The sequence below is a fragment of the Streptomyces sp. MBT53 genome (genome assembly GCF_016654115.1).
Classification (GTDB): domain Bacteria; phylum Actinomycetota; class Actinomycetes; order Streptomycetales; family Streptomycetaceae; genus Streptomyces.
The window spans coordinates 18883-35114 of the sequence record NZ_JAEQAZ010000031.1 but is presented as its reverse complement, the minus strand read 5'-3'; the positions used below and the strand labels follow the sequence as shown (position 1 = coordinate 35114).

The window sequence follows — 16232 nt, the reverse complement described above, 5'->3', positions numbered from 1 at the left end:
AGTCGTAGGGTCGGAGGCATGACGACGCCTCTTGCCGGTAGTGCCTTCGACCTGCTCCGTCTCGACGCCGTGTCCGACCAGGACGCGCTGCGCCGGGTCTACGACCTCCCCGGCGAAGCCGCCGTGCGCAAGCAGATGACCGAACTCACCGAGCAGACAAGGCAGTTGATCGGCTGCTCGTCACTGGTCATGGTCGCCAGCGCGGACGCCGAGGGCAGGTGCGACGTCTCCCCGCGCGGCGGTCCCGCCGGCTTCGTCACCGTCCTGGACGCACGGACGGTGGCGATACCGGACGCGACCGGCAACAAGCGCCTGGACACCCTGCAGAACGTCATCGCCACCGGCCGGGCCGGGCTGCTGTTCGTCATCCCCGGGCGCACCACCACACTGCGGGTGAACGGCCGGGCCTGCGTCTCCACCCACCCGGAGCTGCTGTCGCAACTGACCGCCGTGGGCAAGCCGCCCGCCAGCGCGCTGGTGGTGGGCATCGACGAGGTCTACCCGCACTGCCCCAAGTCCCTGCTGCGCAGCGGGGCTTGGAAGCCGGAGCAGTGGCTCCCGGCCGACGCCCAGCCGGCCTCGGCCGAGGTCACGCTCGCCCAACTGCGGATGCCGGAACTGACGATCGCCGACATCGAGCAGAGGGAGGCGGACGCGCTGAAGTACCGGTACGAGTGACGGGTGGCCCCTGAACTGGCCCCCGGCCCGGCACCCGACCTGGCGGCCCCCGGCCCAGGCGCCGACGCCGTCTCGGCGCACCCGGTCACGCGCACGCTGCCGCGGATCCTGAGCCGGCTGCGGGTGGTCGACCGGCGGCGGCCTTGGCTGCTCGACAGCATCGTGGTCCGCCACATGACCCCCAGATCGCCGTTCGCGCCGAAGTCGATCGCCGGCCTCAGAGCGCCCGGGGTGGAGATCGTCGCCGGGCCGGTCCAGGTCCGGCCGGCGTCCGGAGTGACGTAGACGTCCAGGGTGTTCGAGTCCCGGGGCACCATGACCGCGAACCGGCACCAGGGAACCCGTGCCCGCCGTGTGGAAGTTGACCAGCGGCTGCCCGCCTCCTGCGAGGCGGAGACCCGGCCGCCCGGCTACGGCCGTTGAGCCGGTCGCGGTGCGGTCAGGTCACCCACGCCACTCACGCCACTCACGCCACTCACGTCGTCCACGCCACCCACGTCGTTCATGCCATCCATGCCATCCATGCCACCCATGTCGACCCTGTCGAGCAGCAGCATCGCGTCGTGGTCCGGGCTGCCGGGCTCGGCGGTGTAGACGCCGATGCGCTGGCCGGGGGTGCCTTCGATGTGGAGGGACTGGGAGATGAGGGTGAGCGTGCCGACCTGGGGGTGGTGGAAGGTCTTGTGGGTCGGTTTGCGGCCGGTGACCTCGTAGCGCTCCCAGAGGCCGGCGAAGTCGGGGCTCTTGAGGAGGAGTTCGCCGACGAGGTTGGTGAGGTCGGGTGCGTCGGGGGCGGTGCCGGCGATGGCGCGCAGGCGGGCGACGCAGGTGGCGATCTGCCGTTCCCAGTCCCCGAAGAGGTCGCGGGCGGCGGGGTGCAGGAAGAAGTAGCGGGCCAGGTTGCGCTGCTTGACCGGCCAGTCGTCCAGGCCCGCGTAGAGGGCGAGGCCGCCGGGGTTCCAGGCCAGCAGGTCCAGGCTGCGGCTGATGACGTACGCGGGGTTGGGGCGGAGGGATTCCAGCAGCAGTTTGAGGTGGGGGCGGACCGTGCGGCTGGGCGCGGGCGGTGGTTCGGGGGCGTAGCGGGCGGCCCGGGCGGCGAGTTCGCGCAGGTGCTGGTGCTGCTGGTCGTCCATGTGCAGGGCGCGGGCGAGCGAGTCGAGGACGGCGGGGCTGGGGCGGGTCTCCTTGCCGCGCTCCAGCCGCACGTAGTAGTCGATGCTGATGCCGGCGAGCGTGGCCAACTCCTCGCGGCGCAGCCCGGGGGTGCGGCGGATGCCCGCGCCGACGGTGAGGCCGACGTGGCCGGGGCTGGTCTGGGTGCGGCGGGCGCGCAGATAGCGGCCCAGCTCGGCGCCCTCGCTGTGCGCGCTCTCGGTTGCCATGCCTCCAGTCTCGCCCGCTCCCCACGCGTCGCGCAGGCGGGTGGGGGGCCCTGTCGTTACCCCTGAAGAGCCCGCCCTGCCACATCGCCGTGATCCGGGCGAAGGTGGAGGGGAAGCACGCCGCGACGGACCGGAGAGGGCGAAATGCACTACATCAAACTGCGTGACCTGGAGGTTTCCCGGATCGGCCTCGGCGCGATGGGCATGTCCCACGGCTACACCGGCTCCGGCACCGACGACGCGGAGTCGATCAGGACCGTGCACCGGGCCCTGGAGCTGGGCGTCACGCTCATCGACACCGCCGAGATCTACGGCCCCTACATCAACGAGGAGCTGATCGGCCGGGCCCTGAAGGGCCGTAGGGACGGGGTGGTGCTGGCCACGAAGTTCGGTCTGGTCTCGCACGCCGGTGCGGGCGCCTGGAACCAGGACTCCAGCGCCGCCAACATCCGTGCCGCCGTCGAGGGCTCCCTCAAGCGGCTGGGCACCGACCACATCGACCTGTACTACCAGCACCGCGTCGACCCGAACACGCCCATCGAGGAGACCGCGGGCGCGGTGGGCGAGCTGATCGCCGAGGGCAAGGTGCGGGCGTTCGGTCTCTCGGAGGCGGGCCCGGACACGATCCGGCGCGCGCACGCCGTGCAGCCGGTGACCGCGGTGCAGTCGGAGTACTCGCTGTGGACCCGGGGGATCGAGGACCGTGTCCTGCCCGTGCTGCGGGAGCTGAACATCGGCCTGGTGCCGTTCTCCCCGCTGGGCCGCGGCTTCCTGACGGGCACCATCCGCTCCACCGACCAGTTCGACGACTCCGACTTCCGGCGCGACAACCCGCGCTTCAGCGGCGAGAACTTCGACCGCAACCTCGCTCTCGCCGACGAGGTCAAGGCCCTGGCCGGCGAGGTCGGCGTCACCCCCGCCCAGATCGCGCTGGCCTGGCTGCTCTCCCAGGGCGACGACATCGCCCCGATCCCCGGCACCAAGCGGGTCGGCCGCGTCGAGGAGAACACCGCCGCCGACGCCGTCACCCTCACCGCCGAGCAGCTCGACAAGCTGAGCAGCCTGCCGCCCGCCGCGGGCGACACCCACACCGAGGCCCAGGCGCGGATGCTCGAACGCTGATCGTCCGCCCACTGTCTGGAGCAACCCCTGTCATGCGTGCAGCAGTGATGTACGGAGCCGGCGACGTCCGCGTCGAGAACCGGCCCGACCCGAAGATCGTCCAGCCCGCCGACGCCGTGGTCCGCGTCGTCGCCGCCTGTGTGTGCGGCAGCGACCTGTGGCCGTACCGGTCGATGCCGGCCACGGACACCGGCCGCCCCATGGGACACGAGTTCCTGGGTGTCGTGGAGGAGACCGGCGCGGAGGTGACCGGCCTGAAGGCGGGTGACCTGGTCGTGGCGCCGTTCACGTACAGCGACAACACCTGCGACTACTGCGCCAGGGGCCTGCAGACCTCCTGCCGCAACGGCGGTCGCTACGGCTTCGCGGGCGTCGACGGCGGACAGGGCGAGGCCGTCCGCGTCCCGTACGCGGACGGCACCCTGGTCAGGCTCCCGGTGGCCGCCGACTCGGCCCTCCTGCCGTCCCTGCTGGCCCTGTCGGACGTGATGACCACCGGCCACCACGGCGCGGTCACCGCCGGCGTCGGCCGCGGCGACACGGTGCTCGTCGTCGGCGACGGCGCGGTCGGCCTGTGCGCGGTCATCGCCGCCCGGCGGCTGGGTGCCGAACGGATCGTGCTCGCGGGCCGCCACGAGCAACGCACCGGCCTGGGCCGCGAGTTCGGGGCCACCGACGTCGTCGCCGAACGCGGCGAGGAGGGCGTCGCGCGTATCCGCGAACTGACCGGCGGCGGTGTGGACAAGGTGATCGAGGCGGTCGGCACCCGCCCGAGCCTGGACACCGCGCTCGGCGCGGTCCGGGACGGCGGCACCATCAGCCGACTCGGCGCCCCGCAGTACACGGAGGGCCCGATCGGCCCGGCCGTCTTCAGGCGCAACATCACCCTGACCGGCGGCGTCAGCCCCGCCCGCGCCTACATCGAGGAACTGCTGCCCGAGGTTCTGGACGGCACGATCACGCCCGGCCGGGTCTTCGACCGCACCTTCCCCGTGGACGGGACCCCGGCCGCGTACCGGGCGATGGCCGACCGCGAGGTTCTCAAGGCCCTGATCACCCCGTGACGGCGGTGCGGACGGGCGTCGGTCAGGACGACCGCGGTGGCCTGGCGTCGCCCGTCGCGCGGCGGGACGCACCCCGTCGTACGGGCACCTGGCGAATGGGCTGTCTCAGGTCGCCGAGCTCCAGATGGACCTGCCAGGCGCGGATCTGGGCCCGGTCGGCGTGGACCGGGTTCCAGAGCCGTAGCGTGTCGGTCGCCGTGACCTCGTGCGTCCGACCCCGGATGTCCCGCAGCAGCCACCGGCGGCCGGGGCCGCGCACGGGCAGCCCGGTGAAGGTGCCGTCGACGGTGTCTGCCTCCCAGACCAGGGCCTGGCAGAGCGGCCCGGCGACGTCGTGGTCGAGCCAGCGCGCGCCGAACGGTTCACCGGTCAACTCGGTTCCGGTGGCGAGGAGTTCGGCCAGAACACCACACACGCGATCGGCCTCCGCGGCGAGCCGCGGCAGCCGCAGCCGCAGAGCGGTCAGTTCGAGGACGTATCTCCCGTTGAGGTGCCGCATCCCGTACGACGTCACCGGCTGTCCCCGGTCGGTGCGGATCTCCACGCCGACGGAACCGTCCGGGCGCACGGCCAGGTGGGCCGTGTGGTGGTCGAGGGCGATCTCGCGGGCCCCTTCCGACAGGAACTCGTCGGCGATCGCGTCCAGCGCGGCGCGGGCCGCGGCGACCGCCTCGGGCGGCAGCCCCGACAGTGCCCTGCGGTGCCGCCCCAGCCCGGGCATGCCGGCCGCGGCACTCAGGGCGGTGACACCCGCCCGTGCCGGCAGAACGTCCCGGTCCGCAAGGCCCGGAAGCCGCCGGTCGAGGCCGCGGCCCAGGGCCTGCGCGGCCACCAGCCCGATGAGGGCCGGGTCTCCGGTGAGGCAGGCCGCCCAGGCGGCGCCGGCCATGAGCTTCGCCTCGTCGTGGACGTACCGCTGCCTGCTGAACGCTGATTCCGTCAGGTGGTCGGGCCGGCTCGTGTCCATGCGCAGCAGGGCGCCCACGACCTCGGGGGCGACCGCGAGCAGCTCCAGCCGCTCACGGACCTGGCCGAGCCAGGGCTGGGCCGGACGGAAACCGTCAATGCCGAGCAGCACCGCGAGCAGGTCCAGCACGCCGGGTTCGAAGACCAGCGTGCCCAGTTCGGCCAGGGCCCGGTTGCCGCCGTTGTCCCCGACGGGGAGGACCCGCGGCAGCCGCTCGAGAACCTCGCGGTCGTACGGCAGGTCCAGCAGGCCGGTGGCCTCCTCGACCGAGAGATGCCAGCGGCACTGCTCGGAGCGGGCCGAGTCGTGGTGGTCGCGGGCGCCCAGCAGGACGGCCCGCAACCCAGGCCGGTAGCGGGCCCGTTCGGACGGTTCCTGCTCCCGTACGGCGGCGAGCGGCAACCCCAGGCAACGGCACACCCGGTGGAACCCGTAGGGGTCGTGATCCGACTCCGCCAGGGCGAGGGCCAGCAGTTCCTCGGCCTCCTCCGGGGACCAGCCGCACGGGTGCCGTGTCAGCGCGGCCTCCATGCAGATGTCGCCCCGGGTGTCGTGCGGGTTGCTCAACAACGCCAGCCCCAGCCGCCGGCGGTCCCGGGGTTCGAGGGAGTCGACGAGACGGTGGCTGTGGCTCCACTGGGAGGGGTCGGCCGGGGCCAGGACGATGCCGCGCCGGACCTCCTCCTCCCACCTCGGATGCTGCCCGAGGTCACGGCGCCGCGCCCGGGCCGCGGCCTTCCGCAACGCCGCGGGCAACGGCGGCACCACGGCATCGTTCCGGGCCCGGTGGGGATACGACCGGTCTCTCGCCCACCATGGCCACATCGGCCCCACCTCCGTGCAGGTGCCCTTCCCCACCCGGCGCCGGAATATCCTCACGGGCTGCCCGTCCCTGTGACCAACTTCCTTGGACGGCACGGCGGTTGGGGTGGGGAACACGCTGTCGTCCCGTGGTTCCAGGAGCGGTCCTCGGCGGCCATGACGGGGAGGGTTTCCAGGCGGCCGGTGAGGGCCTGGCGGGAGGGTTCGAGGCGGGTGTCCTTCGCGTGGACGTGGTAGATCGCCTCGCGCAGGCGGAGCAGGGGGGCGTTGTGGACGGCCTGGTGGGCGTGCATTTCGAGGGCGAGTTTGTGGATGCCCCGGTCGTGTTCGCGTCCGCTCGGCCCCGGGTGGAGGGGGTTGCCCGAGCAGGTCAGGGCGCTGATGGTGAGGCCCTGGTCGGCGACCTCGGCGACCTCGGCTACCTCGGCGAGCAGGTCGCGGCGCGCGGTGTCGCTGGCGAGCAGTCGGTCGAGGTCGACGTGAGGGCCGGTGGACCAGGCTCCGGTGCGAACTCGACGCAGTCCAGGCCGAGTTCGGCGGTCAGGTCGAGGGTCTCGTCGAGGGTGAGCCGACCGACGCTGTCGGTGTTCAGGCCGATCTTCATGCGGGGTCTCCGGTTCTGTGGGTGGGGGAGTCTGAGCGACGGGCGGCGGGTGGTCAGCGGTAGAGCGCGGGGCGCTCGACCAGTTGCACCTCGACGGGGCCGCGCTCGGTCCGGGCGCGGACGCCCGCCTCGCAGACCGCGGCCACCGCGTAGCCGTCCCGGGCGCTGGGGCCGGTGACCTCGCCGCGCCGGGTGGCGTCGACCCATGCCTGGACCTGGCGGTCGTAGGCGTCCTCGAAGCGCTCGACGAAGCCGGGAGGTGACCGTGCCGCCCCAACGGCCGTCGGCGGTGCCGAGCATTCCGTGGCCCTCGCCGATGCGGGCGGCGCCGTTCTCGCACACCGCTTCGGCCTGGACCTGGTAGCCGGGGCGGGAGTTGACGTAGATCTCGATGTGGACCAAGGTGCCGCCGTCGGTCTGGAAGACGACGAACTGCGGGTCGGCCAGCCCCTCGGGCGCGGCCGAGTGGCGCAGCGGCTACCGCGCCGCCATGAACCGCCACGGCTTCGACGAACGGGCCCGCCTGGTCCGCGGCGGACTGACCGAGGAGCACGGCGCCGCCGCCCGCACGCTGCTCGCCGAAGCCTCCCGGCCCACCGCGGTGCTCGCCTTCAACGACCACTGCGCGATCGGCGTCCTCGACATCTTCCTGCGCGCCGGGATCGCCGTACCCGGCGAGATCTCGGTCGTCGGCTTCGACGACACGGAGATCGTCATCCCCCCCACCTCGTCACCCGCGGCACCACGGCTCCGCCTCGGGCGTCCTGAACCGGCTCTCTCGCCCTCTCGTGGGAGGGCGGTCCTCGGTCCTCAGGCCACGGCGTACGCGTTGTACACCGTGGTCGTCGAGCTGTCGCCGTGGGTGTCGGTGACGGTCGAGCGCAGGCCGACGCGGCCGGCGGCCGGGTTGTGGACGGTAGTGGTCCACCTGCCGCCGGACAGCTTCGTGGTGACGGCGTGCCAGGTGGAGCCGTTGTCGGTGGTGTACCAGGCGCGTACGGACTTCACGCTGTCCGACAGCCGGCCGATCGTGCTGTCGCCCGTGCCGTTGCGCTGCATGCCCAGGCCGACGGTCGTCGTCGACCCGGCGGCCGCCTGGTTCCTGGAGTTCAGCGCCCCGGGCGAGAACCGGGTGATGTAGGCGCGGATCTGCTGGTTCTTGCCGGCGTCGGCGTAGAAGTGCAGAGAGAGGCTGGAGGAGGTCGACAGCGAACCGGCCGGCAGATGGTCGCGGTGACCGGTCTCGGTGATCGTGTACCAGCCCGACCCCGGAATCCGCGGCTGCGCGCCGAGCTCCTGCGAGGGGCTGTACTTGTGCGAGTAGAGCGTCCTGCCCGCGTGCGTCAGCTTCACCGTGCCGGAGGCCAGAACCCCGCCCGCCGTAAGCGTGGGGTCGGCGAACGGGTTGTCGTCCCCGAAGTACAGCTGGTGGTACCAGGTGTACGGCAACTGCCCGCCCGGCCCCCAGACCGCGTGGCCGAGGGCCAGCGTGGCGGTCTTGCCGGCCGCGTACTTGTGGGAGCCGCCGTAGATGAAGTCGTTGGCCTGCTGGCCCACTGTCCACTGGCCGGCCGGGACGTGGACGGAGAAGGAGTTGGGCAGGTCGCGCTGGATGTCGAGGATGTCCATGGACGACGAGCAGCCGGAGCCGCCCGTCGGCTCGCCGTTGAACGAGAACCGCGCCTGCCCGCTGTCGGGACCCGAACGCGCGTACACCTTGAGGGTGGTCAGCCCCGACTTCCTGAGTGTCGCGGACACCCCGGACGGCACACCGCGGCTGTGCGTGGCGGAGGCCAGCCAGAAGTCGCCGCCGGTCGTCGACCGCGGTTCGTACGTGGTGCCGTAGGCCAGCTCGTACGCCTTGCTGCTGTTCGGGATGACGTACAGGTCGCCCGGCGCGGCCGACGTGCTCATGGTCGCCGGGCTGTTGTCGGTGGCGCAGACGGCCGCGCTGACCGTGCGGTCGTATCCGCTGCCCGGGGCGGGACTGATCGAGACCTTGACCGGACGGCCCTTCCGGGCGTCGAACGTGGTCGTCGTGGCCCCGGAGACCTTCACACTGTGGCCGCCGACGATGCCGTCCTCGCCGTTGCCGCCGGTGAAGGAGGTGGCGAGCTCGTAACTGCCCTTGGGCAGCGAGGTCTTCTTGTTGCCTTCGATGAAGCGGAAGTCGTTCGTGCTGGTGTTGTAGACCGCCACCTGGGCGTAGACCGGCTTGCCGCTCCGGTCCAACGTCCTGACGGTGAGTGAGCCATTGGCCGCGGCCGACGCCGTGGAAGCGCCGACACCGGCCAGGAGAAGCGGCACGAGCATGGTGACGACACTCGCGACTGCCGTGGTTCGCCGCATCAAACCCCCCATAGGTGCGCGACATGAACACGACACCGTAGCGCGGGGGGTACCTGTTGCCGGCACCGGCCCCCGGCTGACCCTTCGCAGGCCTTCACCGGGGATGCCGATGGCGTCGGCGATGCCGATGCCGATGCCGATGCCGATGTCGGCGCTCGGGCTGTGGCCTCGCGAATGCGCCCCGGCCAACAGATAAGCCCCAGGCTGCTGACCTGGGCGAACGGTTCGGGTGCGGCCTCGTCGGGCTCGGTTGCTTTCACCGTGGTTCCCCGCTGTTCCCCGCTGGATCTGGTGCGGTTGTGGTGCGGTTGTGGTGCGGAGGCAGACTGCGTCCCTGCGCTTGTCAGTGGGCGTGGACGGTCCCCGTTCCGTACTGTGTGCCGCTGTCGGGGTGTTCGTGGGGGAGCGGGGCTCGCACGAACTGGGTGCGCCGCGCGTTGGACGCGCCGATCTCCTGGTAGTTGCGGCAGGCCTCTCGGAGGCTCAGACCGTGGTTGGGGCCTCCTCGGACCTCTTCCGCGTCGTGCTCGTCCTGGCCGTCGTCCTCCCAGAAGCAGACCTGGCAGATCTCGTACGCTCCGCGCTCGGCGAGGGTGATGAAGCCGCAGCAAGGGCAGCGGTACGGTCCGTCCTTGGCGTCGCCTCGGACATTGATGAAGGTCACAGTTGCATCCTCGTCCACCAACACCGCAAGGGCCCAAGGCTTTTAACGGGGGCTTGCCAGGCAGGAGCCAGCTCGCACGAGTCGCCGATCAAGCAGCGGCGACCGCCCAGCGCGGGCGCGCGTCCAGGACCGTCCCGCACGCTCTGTGCCGTGATGTCGAAGAGGCGTCGGTTCTTCTTGGTGGGACCGATGCGCTCATCTTCTGGGCGGGCGCGACGGTCGGCGACACGGCCTCCACCAGGCAGAGACCGCCGATCCATGGATAAACCTTCCTCTCCCGCCTCTCTGCGCACGCTCCTACGGTCGGGGCTGCGGGCGCTCACCGGTCCGCCGTAGCGAAGGAGAGACCCCCATGAAGATGACCGGCAACACGATCCTGATCACCGGCGGCACCTCGGGCATCGGCCTCGGCCTGGCCCTGCGTCTGCACGAGGCCGGCAACAAGGTGATCGTCGCCGGCCGGCGCAAGGAGCTGTTGGACGAGATCACGGCCGAGCACCCGGGCATCGAGGCCCTCGTCCTCGACGTCACGGACCCCGACTCGATCGCCCGGGTCCATGAGACCGTGGCGGCCAGTCACCCCGAGTTGAACGTCCTGGTCAACAACGCCGGCATCATGCTGAAGGAGAACCTCCTCGACCCGGCCTCGCTCCCGGTCGCCGAGGACCACGTCACGGTCAATCTGCTCGGCACGATCCGGGTGACGTACGCGTTCCTGCCGCTGCTCGTGGGTAAGCCCGACGCGGCCGTCGTGAACGTCACCTCCGCGCTGGCCTTCGTACCGCTGCCGATCACCCCGACCTACAACGCGACCAAGGCCGCGCTGCACTCCTTCTCCGAGAGCCTGCGTGTGCAGCTCGCGCAGGCAGGCGCCGGCGTGCAGGTGATCGAGGTGGCCCCGCCCGGCGTGCGCACGACCCTGCTGGGCCAGCAGGACGACGAGAACTCCATGCCGCTGGACGAGTTCCTCGACGAGACCCTCGGGATCCTGCGCGACAACCCCGACGCGAAGGAACTCGTCGTAGAACGCGCCCGGTTCGTGCGCGACGCGGAGGCCAACGGCTCCTACGACAACGTCCTCGCCCTCCTCAGCGGCGTCTGAGCGACAGGGACAGGGACAGGGACAGGAAGATCCGGCATGCGACCCACCCGTGAAGACACCGTCGAAATAGCGCGCGTGCTCGCCCTGTGGGGCCATCTCATGGACGACCGCGAACTGGACCGGCTCGGCGAAGTCCTCACCGAAGACGCGGAATGGGACGGCAGCGTCTTCGGCTTCACCCCGGTCGTCGGGCTGGAGGCGATCACTTCCGTCCTCAGCGCCGACGGGCACGCGAGCGCCCATCACACGACGAACATCGTCGTGTCGGAGGGTCCGGGCGACGAAGTCCGGGTCCGTTCCAAGGCGTTGGGCCTCGTCGGCGGCACCGTCGTCAGCGCCGTCCACGCCGACGAGCTGCGCCGCACGGCCGACGGCTGGCGCATCTCCAAGCGGGTCATACAGCTCAAGTGACCGTCAGGGGCACGTGTCCACGGCCTCGGCCTCGTAGTGGCCGCCCTGGCGAAGGCGCCGCACGCGCATCAATTCGGTCCCCACCTCGGGAGATGATCATGAAGAACCCTGTTTCTCGCCGCTCCGCCGTCGCCGCGACTCTCGGCGCGTCCGCCGCGGTCGCACTGGCCACCGCGGGTACTGCTTCCGCCCGTCCGGAATCCGACGACAGGAGACACCGGCCCGAGAGCCAGGTGCAGCACAACAAGCGTGTCGCCGTCGCCTTCCTGGACCTGGCCTTCAACAAGAAGCAACCCCAGGAGGCAGCCGACCGGTACGTGGGCGCGCGGTTCATCCAGCACAACCCGCTGTCGGCCGACGGAACGGGGCCGTTCGTCGCGTACGTGACGTGGCGGACGACCCTGTCCCCGGAGCTGAGGTTCGACTTCAAGCGGGTGTTCGGCGAGAAGGACCTGGTGGCGGTGCACTACAAGAGGACCTACGACTCGGCCGACCGCGGTGCCGCGGTGATGGACATCTTCCGGTTCGAGGACGGCAGGATCGTCGAGCACTGGGACGTCATCCAGGACATCCCGGAGACGTCCGCGAACGACAACACCATGTTCTGAACCTGGCCGACATCTACTGGGCGGGGGAGATCAGCCCCCTCGCGAAGTCGAGCTGTTCCTTGTGGAAGGCCGCGCCGACGTAGTGGTGGTCGATGTTGTGGCCACTGCCCAGGACGCGCCGGGCAGTCACCGAGGGTGCGGCCGTGAAGGCGTTCCCGAAGGCGGCGACCGATGCGTCGCTGCTGTGCCAGAACCCTTCGTGCTCGGCCAGCCCGTAGTGGACGGGTACCTCGATCTTCGCGGTGATCCCCGCGAAATCCGTGCCCCACTGGCCCGCCACCTCCACCAGCTCCGCTACGGGAACGGGCGACTCGGTGTGCTTCGCGAGGTCGAGCACACCCGGGTCGTACGTGTCCTCCGGTCCGTACATGAACCGCAGGAGGTGCTCGCGGCTGAACTCCATCGAGCTGCCCGGCGGCGCTGACTTCAGCGCTTCGTTCGACCGCCGCGACTCGTGGTGGATTCCGGTGACGGAGACGCCGAGGAGCGGCCAGGTGCGATCACCGGCCGCCAGATGCAGCGCGATCGCACCGCCTACCGAGTGTCCGACGAGGACGATCCCGGGGGCGGTGGGGAGGTGTCGGCGCCAGAGTTCGGTGATGGCCTCCTGGAGTGCTTGAGCATTCCGGCGGAAGGAGATCTCCCCCTTCAGCGCGGTGCTGCCGCCGTAGCCCGGACGGTCGAGCGACACCACCGGAAAGCCCTCGCGTCGCGCGGCGTCCATCAGCGAATACCCGGGCACGTCGAAGTACGAGGCGTTGTAGCCGCCTCCGGGAAGGCAGACCAGCAACGACATCCCGGGACGGCCTGCTTCCTCTATGCCGGTGATCCAGGTGTCCCCGAGGTTGAGCGTGATGCGGTTCGCAGTCATGAGGGATCCACTTTCAGGAACTTCCGCAGCAGCTCGCTGTACTCCTCCGTGATCTTGGGAAGGTCGTTCCACCAGGCCGGATCGGGGTGGTGGATCTGGTGCACCAGTGAAGTGGCCGCGGAGAGATCGAAAGGTGCCGCCCCCGGTACTTCCTCCGAGCCCTCGGGGAAGTCCACGTCGATGGGAGCGGTGTCCTCCCAGACCATCCGCTCGATCCGCTCGGGCCATTTCTCCGCGAAGACGCACCCGACCCGTGCGCCCATCGAGTGGCCGATCAGCGTGAACCGTTCCAGGGAGAGCGCGTCGGTGAAGGCTTCGAGATCGCCGCATCCCAGCTCGAAGGAGTACTTGCCGGGCCAGGCGCTTTCGCCATGGCCGCGCTGGGTGAGGGCCAGTACGCGGTAGTCCTCGGCGAGGAAACCCGCGATCTCGTCCCAGTCCCGGGCGTCGTACATGAGGCCATGCAGCAGAACGACGGGCGGCGCATCGGGATCACCCGCCTCGCGACAGTGAAAAGGCAGGTGCGAAAGCTCGATGCTGTGATCGCTGAAAACGGTCATCGGCTCTTCCGTCCGTTCGGGAGGTGCTGGCGGATGCCGGCGTCGACCGGTCGACCGTATGAGCGTCTTCGCGCGGGTGGGAGAGACGGTTCATCCACGGATCGGCGGTCCCTGCCTGCGATCTTTGGCATTCCGGAGGTCACGCCGGGCGGGGTGCTCAGCCATGGATCGGCGGTCTCTGGATAGCCCGGCGGCAAGCGGTGAGGATGGTGGGCATGGACAAGAAGGAACTGGCGGAATTCCTGCGTCACCGGCGTGAGGCGCTGCGCCCGCGTGACGTCGGCCTGGTCGAGGGGTCGCGCAGGCGTACCCGGGGGCTGCGCCGCGAGGAGGTCGCCCAGCTCGCCGGCATGTCCACCGACTACTACGCCCGCCTGGAACAGCAGCGCGCGCCGCAGCCCTCCGTCCAGATCACCACCGCCCTGGCCCGGGCGTTGCGGCTGACCCTGGACGAGCGCGACCACCTCTTCGTCCTCATCGGCCACAACGCCCCGGCCCGTTTCCACCGCTCCGAGCACGTCAGCCCGACCCTGATGCGGGTGCTGGACCGGCTGGACGACTCCCCGGCCCTGGTGCTGACCGACATGGCCGACACCCTCGCGATGAACCCGCTGGCCATCGCCCTGCTCGGCGACCAGACCCACCACACCGGCCTGGCCCGCAGCGCCTACTACCGCTGGTTCATGGACCCCGCCGACCGCCTGGTGTATCCCGAGGAGGACCACGAACGCCACGGCCGCGCCCAGGCAGCGCGCCTACGGGTCGCACTGACCGCCGGCAGCGACATCCCCCGGGCCTCCCGGATCCTGGCCGAACTCCGGGAACACAGCCCCGAGTTCGTCCGCCTGTGGGAACTCCAGGAGGTCGCCCAGCGCTACGACGAGGGCAAGACCATCCTCCATCCCGAGCTCGGCCGCATCGACGTCGACGGCCAGGTCCTGTTCACCGAGAACCGCGCCCAGACCCTGGTGGTGCTCACCACCCGCCCGGGCACGGAAAGCCACAGCAAGCTGGAACTGCTCTCGGTGATAGGGCACCAGCAGCTCACCCCCTGATGAGACTTAGGTCCATCTGCCGAGGCCGCCTCGGACCGGCGCCGGATCCCGGCCCGCTTCCACGTCGTTAGCCTCGGCGATCAGCCCCACTCACACGTGCCGCTCCGGGCCGGACGCCGTAGGCCACCGCCCGATGCACCCCTGTGAACCGGTTGGCACACCACCGGCGCCATGGATGCACCCGAGGAGAGCGCGATGTCCAGGAGCGGATACACGTACGTCTGCAGGTTCGACGCGTTGGAGGAGGGTGTCCCGCGGCGCTTCGAGGTGGAGGGCGTGCCCGTCTCGCTCGTCCTGACCGAGCGGGAGGTCTTCGCGATCCACGACGTGTGCTCGCACAGCGCCGTCTCGCTCTCCGAGGGGGAGGTGGACGGCTTCACCGTCGAGTGCTGGCTGCACTCCTCCCGCTTCGACCTGCGCACCGGCCATCCGCTCGACCGTCCGGCCACCCGTCCCGTGCCCGTGTATCCGGTGCGGATCGAGGACGGCGACGTGCACGTCCAAGTGACAGGAACGCCGTGAGGGACGCACCGACCGACGCCGCCGCCGAGCGGGCCGATGCCGCCCGCAACCGTGCCCGGCTACTGGAGGCGGCGGCCCGGCTGGTGGCCGAGCGCGGGGCCGAACACGTGACGATGCACGAGGTCGCGGAGGCCGCCGGCGTCGGCAAGGGAACGCTCTTCCGCCGGTTCGGCGACCGCGACGGTCTCCTGCTCGCTCTCCTGGGCGAAGCCGAGGCCGAATTCCACCAGGCGTACACCGAAGGTCCCCCGCCGCTGGGCCCGGGCGTACCCCCGAGGGACCGGCTGGAGGCGTTCGGCCGCGCGCTGATCGAGCGCGTCGCCGCCGACGAGGACCTGGGCGCCGCGCTCGGACGCCAGGTGCTCCACGACCGCCGGCACGCCTCCGACACCGGCCGCGCCTTCCACCAGCACATCTCAACTCTCCTGCAAGAAGCAGGAGTTGACGGCGACCACGACATGCTCGCCCACGCCCTGCTCGCCTTCGCGACCTTCGAGACGACGGACTACCTGCACGTCGAATGCGAGGTCCCCGTGGCACGCCTCCAGACCACCTGGGCGGACCTGGTACGGCGGATGATCCGCGCCGACGGCGGGTGAGCGAACCCCGGGCAGCGCCCGGAACAAAGGGCCAGAACCGTCACCGGCCGTACACGGTCCGGAAGAACTGATCGATCTCCCGGCGGCCGGGGGCGGGTTGGGCGAGGGTCTCGTAACCAGGGGCGCGCAGCCCGTCCAGGAGTACGCCGACATAGCGGTCGGTCAGATCAGCCGTCGGGCCGTCGTCCCCCGGATCCTCGTCGTACGACGATGCCTATGAGTGCCCCGGGCACCAACGCGGCACCCAGCAAAGGTGCTGGGCTGCCCATCAGCAGGTCTGCGAGGGCCTCGATGGCGTCGTCGCCCCGCACGCCTTCCGTGGTGAAACTGAACCGCCCCTTGAGCGCGGCGGTCAGTGGAGCGAAGGCGGTGGACGCCAGGCCACCCGCGATCGTGACGATGGTGAGCGCGCGAACGCGGTCCTCGCCCCACCAGCGGGTCAGGACTGCGAAGGCTGGCTGGTAGAGAGTGGCGGCCATGGCAATACCGGTCAGAAGCCATGCGGCGGAGAACGCGATCAGGTCGGGCGCGTAGGCGATGGCCGGCACGACTACGACGCCCAGCAGCGAGCCGGTGGTCATCACGGCGCGTGGGCCCCGGCGGTCGAGGATCCGGCCGACCGGGATGCCGGTGGCGGCGGGGACCAGGAGTGCGCCCGAGAAGGCCGCGGTGGTGGTTGTGGAGCACCAGCCGGTGGAGGCGGTGATCTGCGGATCGAGGACGGGGAAGGCGTAGTGGACGATTCCCCAGCTGGTGATCTGGGTGGCGCACAGGGCGGGCAGGGCGGCGCGAGGCCGCGACCGGTCTCCCGTTCCGGTCACGGCCGGGTCGGCGCGAAGGTTGGTCATC

18 protein-coding genes and 3 pseudogenes are annotated in these 16232 nt (G+C 70.9%); 11 read left to right on the top strand and 10 right to left on the bottom strand.

Features of this window, described 5'->3' with window-relative positions; all coding sequences use genetic code 11:
- Nucleotides 1–18: 18 nt before the first annotated feature.
- Both JHN45_RS14270 and JHN45_RS14265 read left to right on the top strand, forming a co-directional pair.
- Nucleotides 19–678, top strand: coding sequence for an MSMEG_1061 family FMN-dependent PPOX-type flavoprotein (locus tag JHN45_RS14270; protein WP_200709757.1), 660 nt, complete (start codon nucleotides 19–21; stop codon nucleotides 676–678).
- Between the two features lie 3 nt (nucleotides 679–681).
- On the top strand, nucleotides 682–963 hold the full coding sequence (locus tag JHN45_RS14265; protein ID WP_200709758.1) for a hypothetical protein: 282 nt from the start codon (nucleotides 682–684) through the stop codon (nucleotides 961–963).
- 125 nt (nucleotides 964–1088) lie between these two features.
- Here JHN45_RS14265 and JHN45_RS14260 read toward each other — a convergent pair whose 3' ends face one another.
- Nucleotides 1089–2063 carry a helix-turn-helix transcriptional regulator gene (locus JHN45_RS14260; protein WP_201049229.1) on the bottom strand — a complete coding sequence of 325 codons (975 nt, stop codon included), beginning with the start codon at nucleotides 2061–2063 and terminating at the stop codon, nucleotides 1089–1091.
- A 144-nt stretch (nucleotides 2064–2207) separates the two neighbouring features.
- Between JHN45_RS14260 and JHN45_RS14255 the strand changes: the two genes are divergently transcribed.
- Together JHN45_RS14255 and JHN45_RS14250 are read left to right on the top strand one after the other, a co-directional pair.
- Nucleotides 2208–3185, top strand: a complete 978-nt coding sequence (locus JHN45_RS14255; RefSeq protein ID WP_201049228.1) for an aldo/keto reductase — start codon at nucleotides 2208–2210, stop codon at nucleotides 3183–3185.
- Nucleotides 3186–3217: 32 nt separating this feature from the next.
- Entirely contained in the window at nucleotides 3218–4249 is a 1032-nt protein-coding gene (locus JHN45_RS14250; protein ID WP_201049227.1) for a zinc-binding dehydrogenase, read from the top strand.
- Nucleotides 4250–4271: 22 nt separating this feature from the next.
- Here JHN45_RS14250 and JHN45_RS14245 read toward each other — a convergent pair whose 3' ends face one another.
- From JHN45_RS14245 to JHN45_RS14230, 4 genes and pseudogenes are all read right to left on the bottom strand, one after another.
- A complete protein-coding gene (locus JHN45_RS14245; RefSeq protein WP_201049226.1) occupies nucleotides 4272–5981 on the bottom strand; it encodes a DUF4132 domain-containing protein in 1710 nt (569 codons plus the stop codon).
- 110 nt (nucleotides 5982–6091) lie between these two features.
- On the bottom strand, nucleotides 6092–6331 hold the full coding sequence (locus tag JHN45_RS14240) for a hypothetical protein (protein ID WP_201049225.1): 240 nt from the start codon (nucleotides 6329–6331) through the stop codon (nucleotides 6092–6094).
- Nucleotides 6332–6456: 125 nt separating this feature from the next.
- Entirely contained in the window at nucleotides 6457–6642 is a 186-nt protein-coding gene (locus JHN45_RS14235; RefSeq protein WP_201049224.1) for a hypothetical protein, read from the bottom strand.
- Nucleotides 6643–6695: 53 nt separating this feature from the next.
- Nucleotides 6696–7101 (bottom strand): annotated as a pseudogene (locus JHN45_RS14230) (Gfo/Idh/MocA family oxidoreductase); the annotation flags it as partial.
- Between JHN45_RS14230 and JHN45_RS14225 the strand changes: the two are divergent.
- Nucleotides 7034–7342 (top strand): annotated as a pseudogene (locus tag JHN45_RS14225) (substrate-binding domain-containing protein); the annotation flags it as partial. The pseudogenes JHN45_RS14230 and JHN45_RS14225 sit on opposite strands and share 68 nt — an antisense overlap.
- Nucleotides 7343–7452: 110 nt before the next feature.
- Here JHN45_RS14225 and JHN45_RS14220 read toward each other — a convergent pair.
- Complete coding sequence (locus JHN45_RS14220) at nucleotides 7453–8955, bottom strand: hypothetical protein (RefSeq protein WP_234467754.1); 1503 nt, start codon at nucleotides 8953–8955, stop codon at nucleotides 7453–7455.
- Nucleotides 8956–9334: 379 nt separating this feature from the next.
- Entirely contained in the window at nucleotides 9335–9655 is a 321-nt protein-coding gene (locus tag JHN45_RS14215) for a CPCC family cysteine-rich protein (protein ID WP_201049223.1), read from the bottom strand.
- 352 nt (nucleotides 9656–10007) lie between these two features.
- Here JHN45_RS14215 and JHN45_RS14210 point away from each other — a divergent pair, with 352 nt between their 5' ends.
- From JHN45_RS14210 to JHN45_RS14200, 3 genes are all read left to right on the top strand, one after another.
- Nucleotides 10008–10757 carry an SDR family oxidoreductase gene (locus JHN45_RS14210; protein WP_201049222.1) on the top strand — a complete coding sequence of 250 codons (750 nt, stop codon included), beginning with the start codon at nucleotides 10008–10010 and terminating at the stop codon, nucleotides 10755–10757.
- A gap of 36 nt (nucleotides 10758–10793) precedes the next feature.
- Nucleotides 10794–11168 (top strand): nuclear transport factor 2 family protein, encoded by a 375-nt coding sequence (locus JHN45_RS14205; RefSeq protein WP_201049221.1) that lies wholly within the window; start codon nucleotides 10794–10796, stop codon nucleotides 11166–11168.
- Between the two features lie 98 nt (nucleotides 11169–11266).
- The gene (locus tag JHN45_RS14200) at nucleotides 11267–11776 is read left to right on the top strand and encodes a nuclear transport factor 2 family protein (protein ID WP_201049220.1); all 510 of its coding nucleotides are present in this window, start codon (nucleotides 11267–11269) and stop codon (nucleotides 11774–11776) included.
- Nucleotides 11777–11789: 13 nt separating this feature from the next.
- Here JHN45_RS14200 and JHN45_RS14195 read toward each other — a convergent pair whose 3' ends face one another.
- Nucleotides 11790–12647 carry an alpha/beta hydrolase family protein gene (locus JHN45_RS14195; protein ID WP_201049219.1) on the bottom strand — a complete coding sequence of 286 codons (858 nt, stop codon included), beginning with the start codon at nucleotides 12645–12647 and terminating at the stop codon, nucleotides 11790–11792.
- Complete coding sequence (locus JHN45_RS14190; protein ID WP_268982257.1) at nucleotides 12644–13207, bottom strand: alpha/beta fold hydrolase; 564 nt, start codon at nucleotides 13205–13207, stop codon at nucleotides 12644–12646. The genes JHN45_RS14195 and JHN45_RS14190 overlap by 4 nt, the downstream gene beginning before the upstream one ends.
- A gap of 215 nt (nucleotides 13208–13422) precedes the next feature.
- Here JHN45_RS14190 and JHN45_RS14185 point away from each other — a divergent pair, with 215 nt between their 5' ends.
- The 3 genes from JHN45_RS14185 to JHN45_RS14175 all read left to right on the top strand — a co-directional run bounded on the left by JHN45_RS14185 (nucleotide 13423) and on the right by JHN45_RS14175 (nucleotide 15383).
- Entirely contained in the window at nucleotides 13423–14262 is an 840-nt protein-coding gene (locus tag JHN45_RS14185; RefSeq protein WP_201049217.1) for a helix-turn-helix transcriptional regulator, read from the top strand.
- A 195-nt stretch (nucleotides 14263–14457) separates the two neighbouring features.
- Nucleotides 14458–14784 (top strand): non-heme iron oxygenase ferredoxin subunit, encoded by a 327-nt coding sequence (locus tag JHN45_RS14180; RefSeq protein WP_201049216.1) that lies wholly within the window; start codon nucleotides 14458–14460, stop codon nucleotides 14782–14784.
- Complete coding sequence (locus tag JHN45_RS14175) at nucleotides 14781–15383, top strand: TetR/AcrR family transcriptional regulator (protein ID WP_201049215.1); 603 nt, start codon at nucleotides 14781–14783, stop codon at nucleotides 15381–15383. Before JHN45_RS14180 ends, JHN45_RS14175 begins: the two co-directional genes overlap by 4 nt.
- 323 nt (nucleotides 15384–15706) lie before the next feature.
- Here JHN45_RS14175 and JHN45_RS14170 read toward each other — a convergent pair.
- A pseudogene (locus tag JHN45_RS14170) lies at nucleotides 15707–16231 on the bottom strand (MFS transporter); the annotation flags it as partial.
- Nucleotide 16232 lies beyond the last annotated feature (1 nt).

What these genes read in the sequence shown, in the direction of transcription:
- JHN45_RS14220 (WP_234467754.1), bottom strand. Translation starts at nt 8,955, where the DNA reads ATGCTCGTGCCGCTTCTCCTGGCCGGTGTCGGCGCTTCCACGGCGTCG.
- JHN45_RS14235 (WP_201049224.1), bottom strand. Translation starts at nt 6,642, where the DNA reads ATGAAGATCGGCCTGAACACCGACAGCGTCGGTCGGCTCACCCTCGAC.
- JHN45_RS14250 (WP_201049227.1), top strand. Translation starts at nt 3,218, where the DNA reads ATGCGTGCAGCAGTGATGTACGGAGCCGGCGACGTCCGCGTCGAGAAC.
- JHN45_RS14270 (WP_200709757.1), top strand. Translation starts at nt 19, where the DNA reads ATGACGACGCCTCTTGCCGGTAGTGCCTTCGACCTGCTCCGTCTCGAC.
- JHN45_RS14185 (WP_201049217.1), top strand. Translation starts at nt 13,423, where the DNA reads ATGGACAAGAAGGAACTGGCGGAATTCCTGCGTCACCGGCGTGAGGCG.
- JHN45_RS14200 (WP_201049220.1), top strand. Translation starts at nt 11,267, where the DNA reads ATGAAGAACCCTGTTTCTCGCCGCTCCGCCGTCGCCGCGACTCTCGGC.
- JHN45_RS14195 (WP_201049219.1), bottom strand. Translation starts at nt 12,647, where the DNA reads ATGACTGCGAACCGCATCACGCTCAACCTCGGGGACACCTGGATCACC.
- JHN45_RS14240 (WP_201049225.1), bottom strand. Translation starts at nt 6,331, where the DNA reads ATGCACGCCCACCAGGCCGTCCACAACGCCCCCCTGCTCCGCCTGCGC.
- JHN45_RS14210 (WP_201049222.1), top strand. Translation starts at nt 10,008, where the DNA reads ATGAAGATGACCGGCAACACGATCCTGATCACCGGCGGCACCTCGGGC.
- JHN45_RS14190 (WP_268982257.1), bottom strand. Translation starts at nt 13,207, where the DNA reads ATGACCGTTTTCAGCGATCACAGCATCGAGCTTTCGCACCTGCCTTTT.
- JHN45_RS14260 (WP_201049229.1), bottom strand. Translation starts at nt 2,063, where the DNA reads ATGGCAACCGAGAGCGCGCACAGCGAGGGCGCCGAGCTGGGCCGCTAT.
- JHN45_RS14180 (WP_201049216.1), top strand. Translation starts at nt 14,458, where the DNA reads ATGTCCAGGAGCGGATACACGTACGTCTGCAGGTTCGACGCGTTGGAG.
- JHN45_RS14205 (WP_201049221.1), top strand. Translation starts at nt 10,794, where the DNA reads ATGCGACCCACCCGTGAAGACACCGTCGAAATAGCGCGCGTGCTCGCC.
- JHN45_RS14255 (WP_201049228.1), top strand. Translation starts at nt 2,208, where the DNA reads ATGCACTACATCAAACTGCGTGACCTGGAGGTTTCCCGGATCGGCCTC.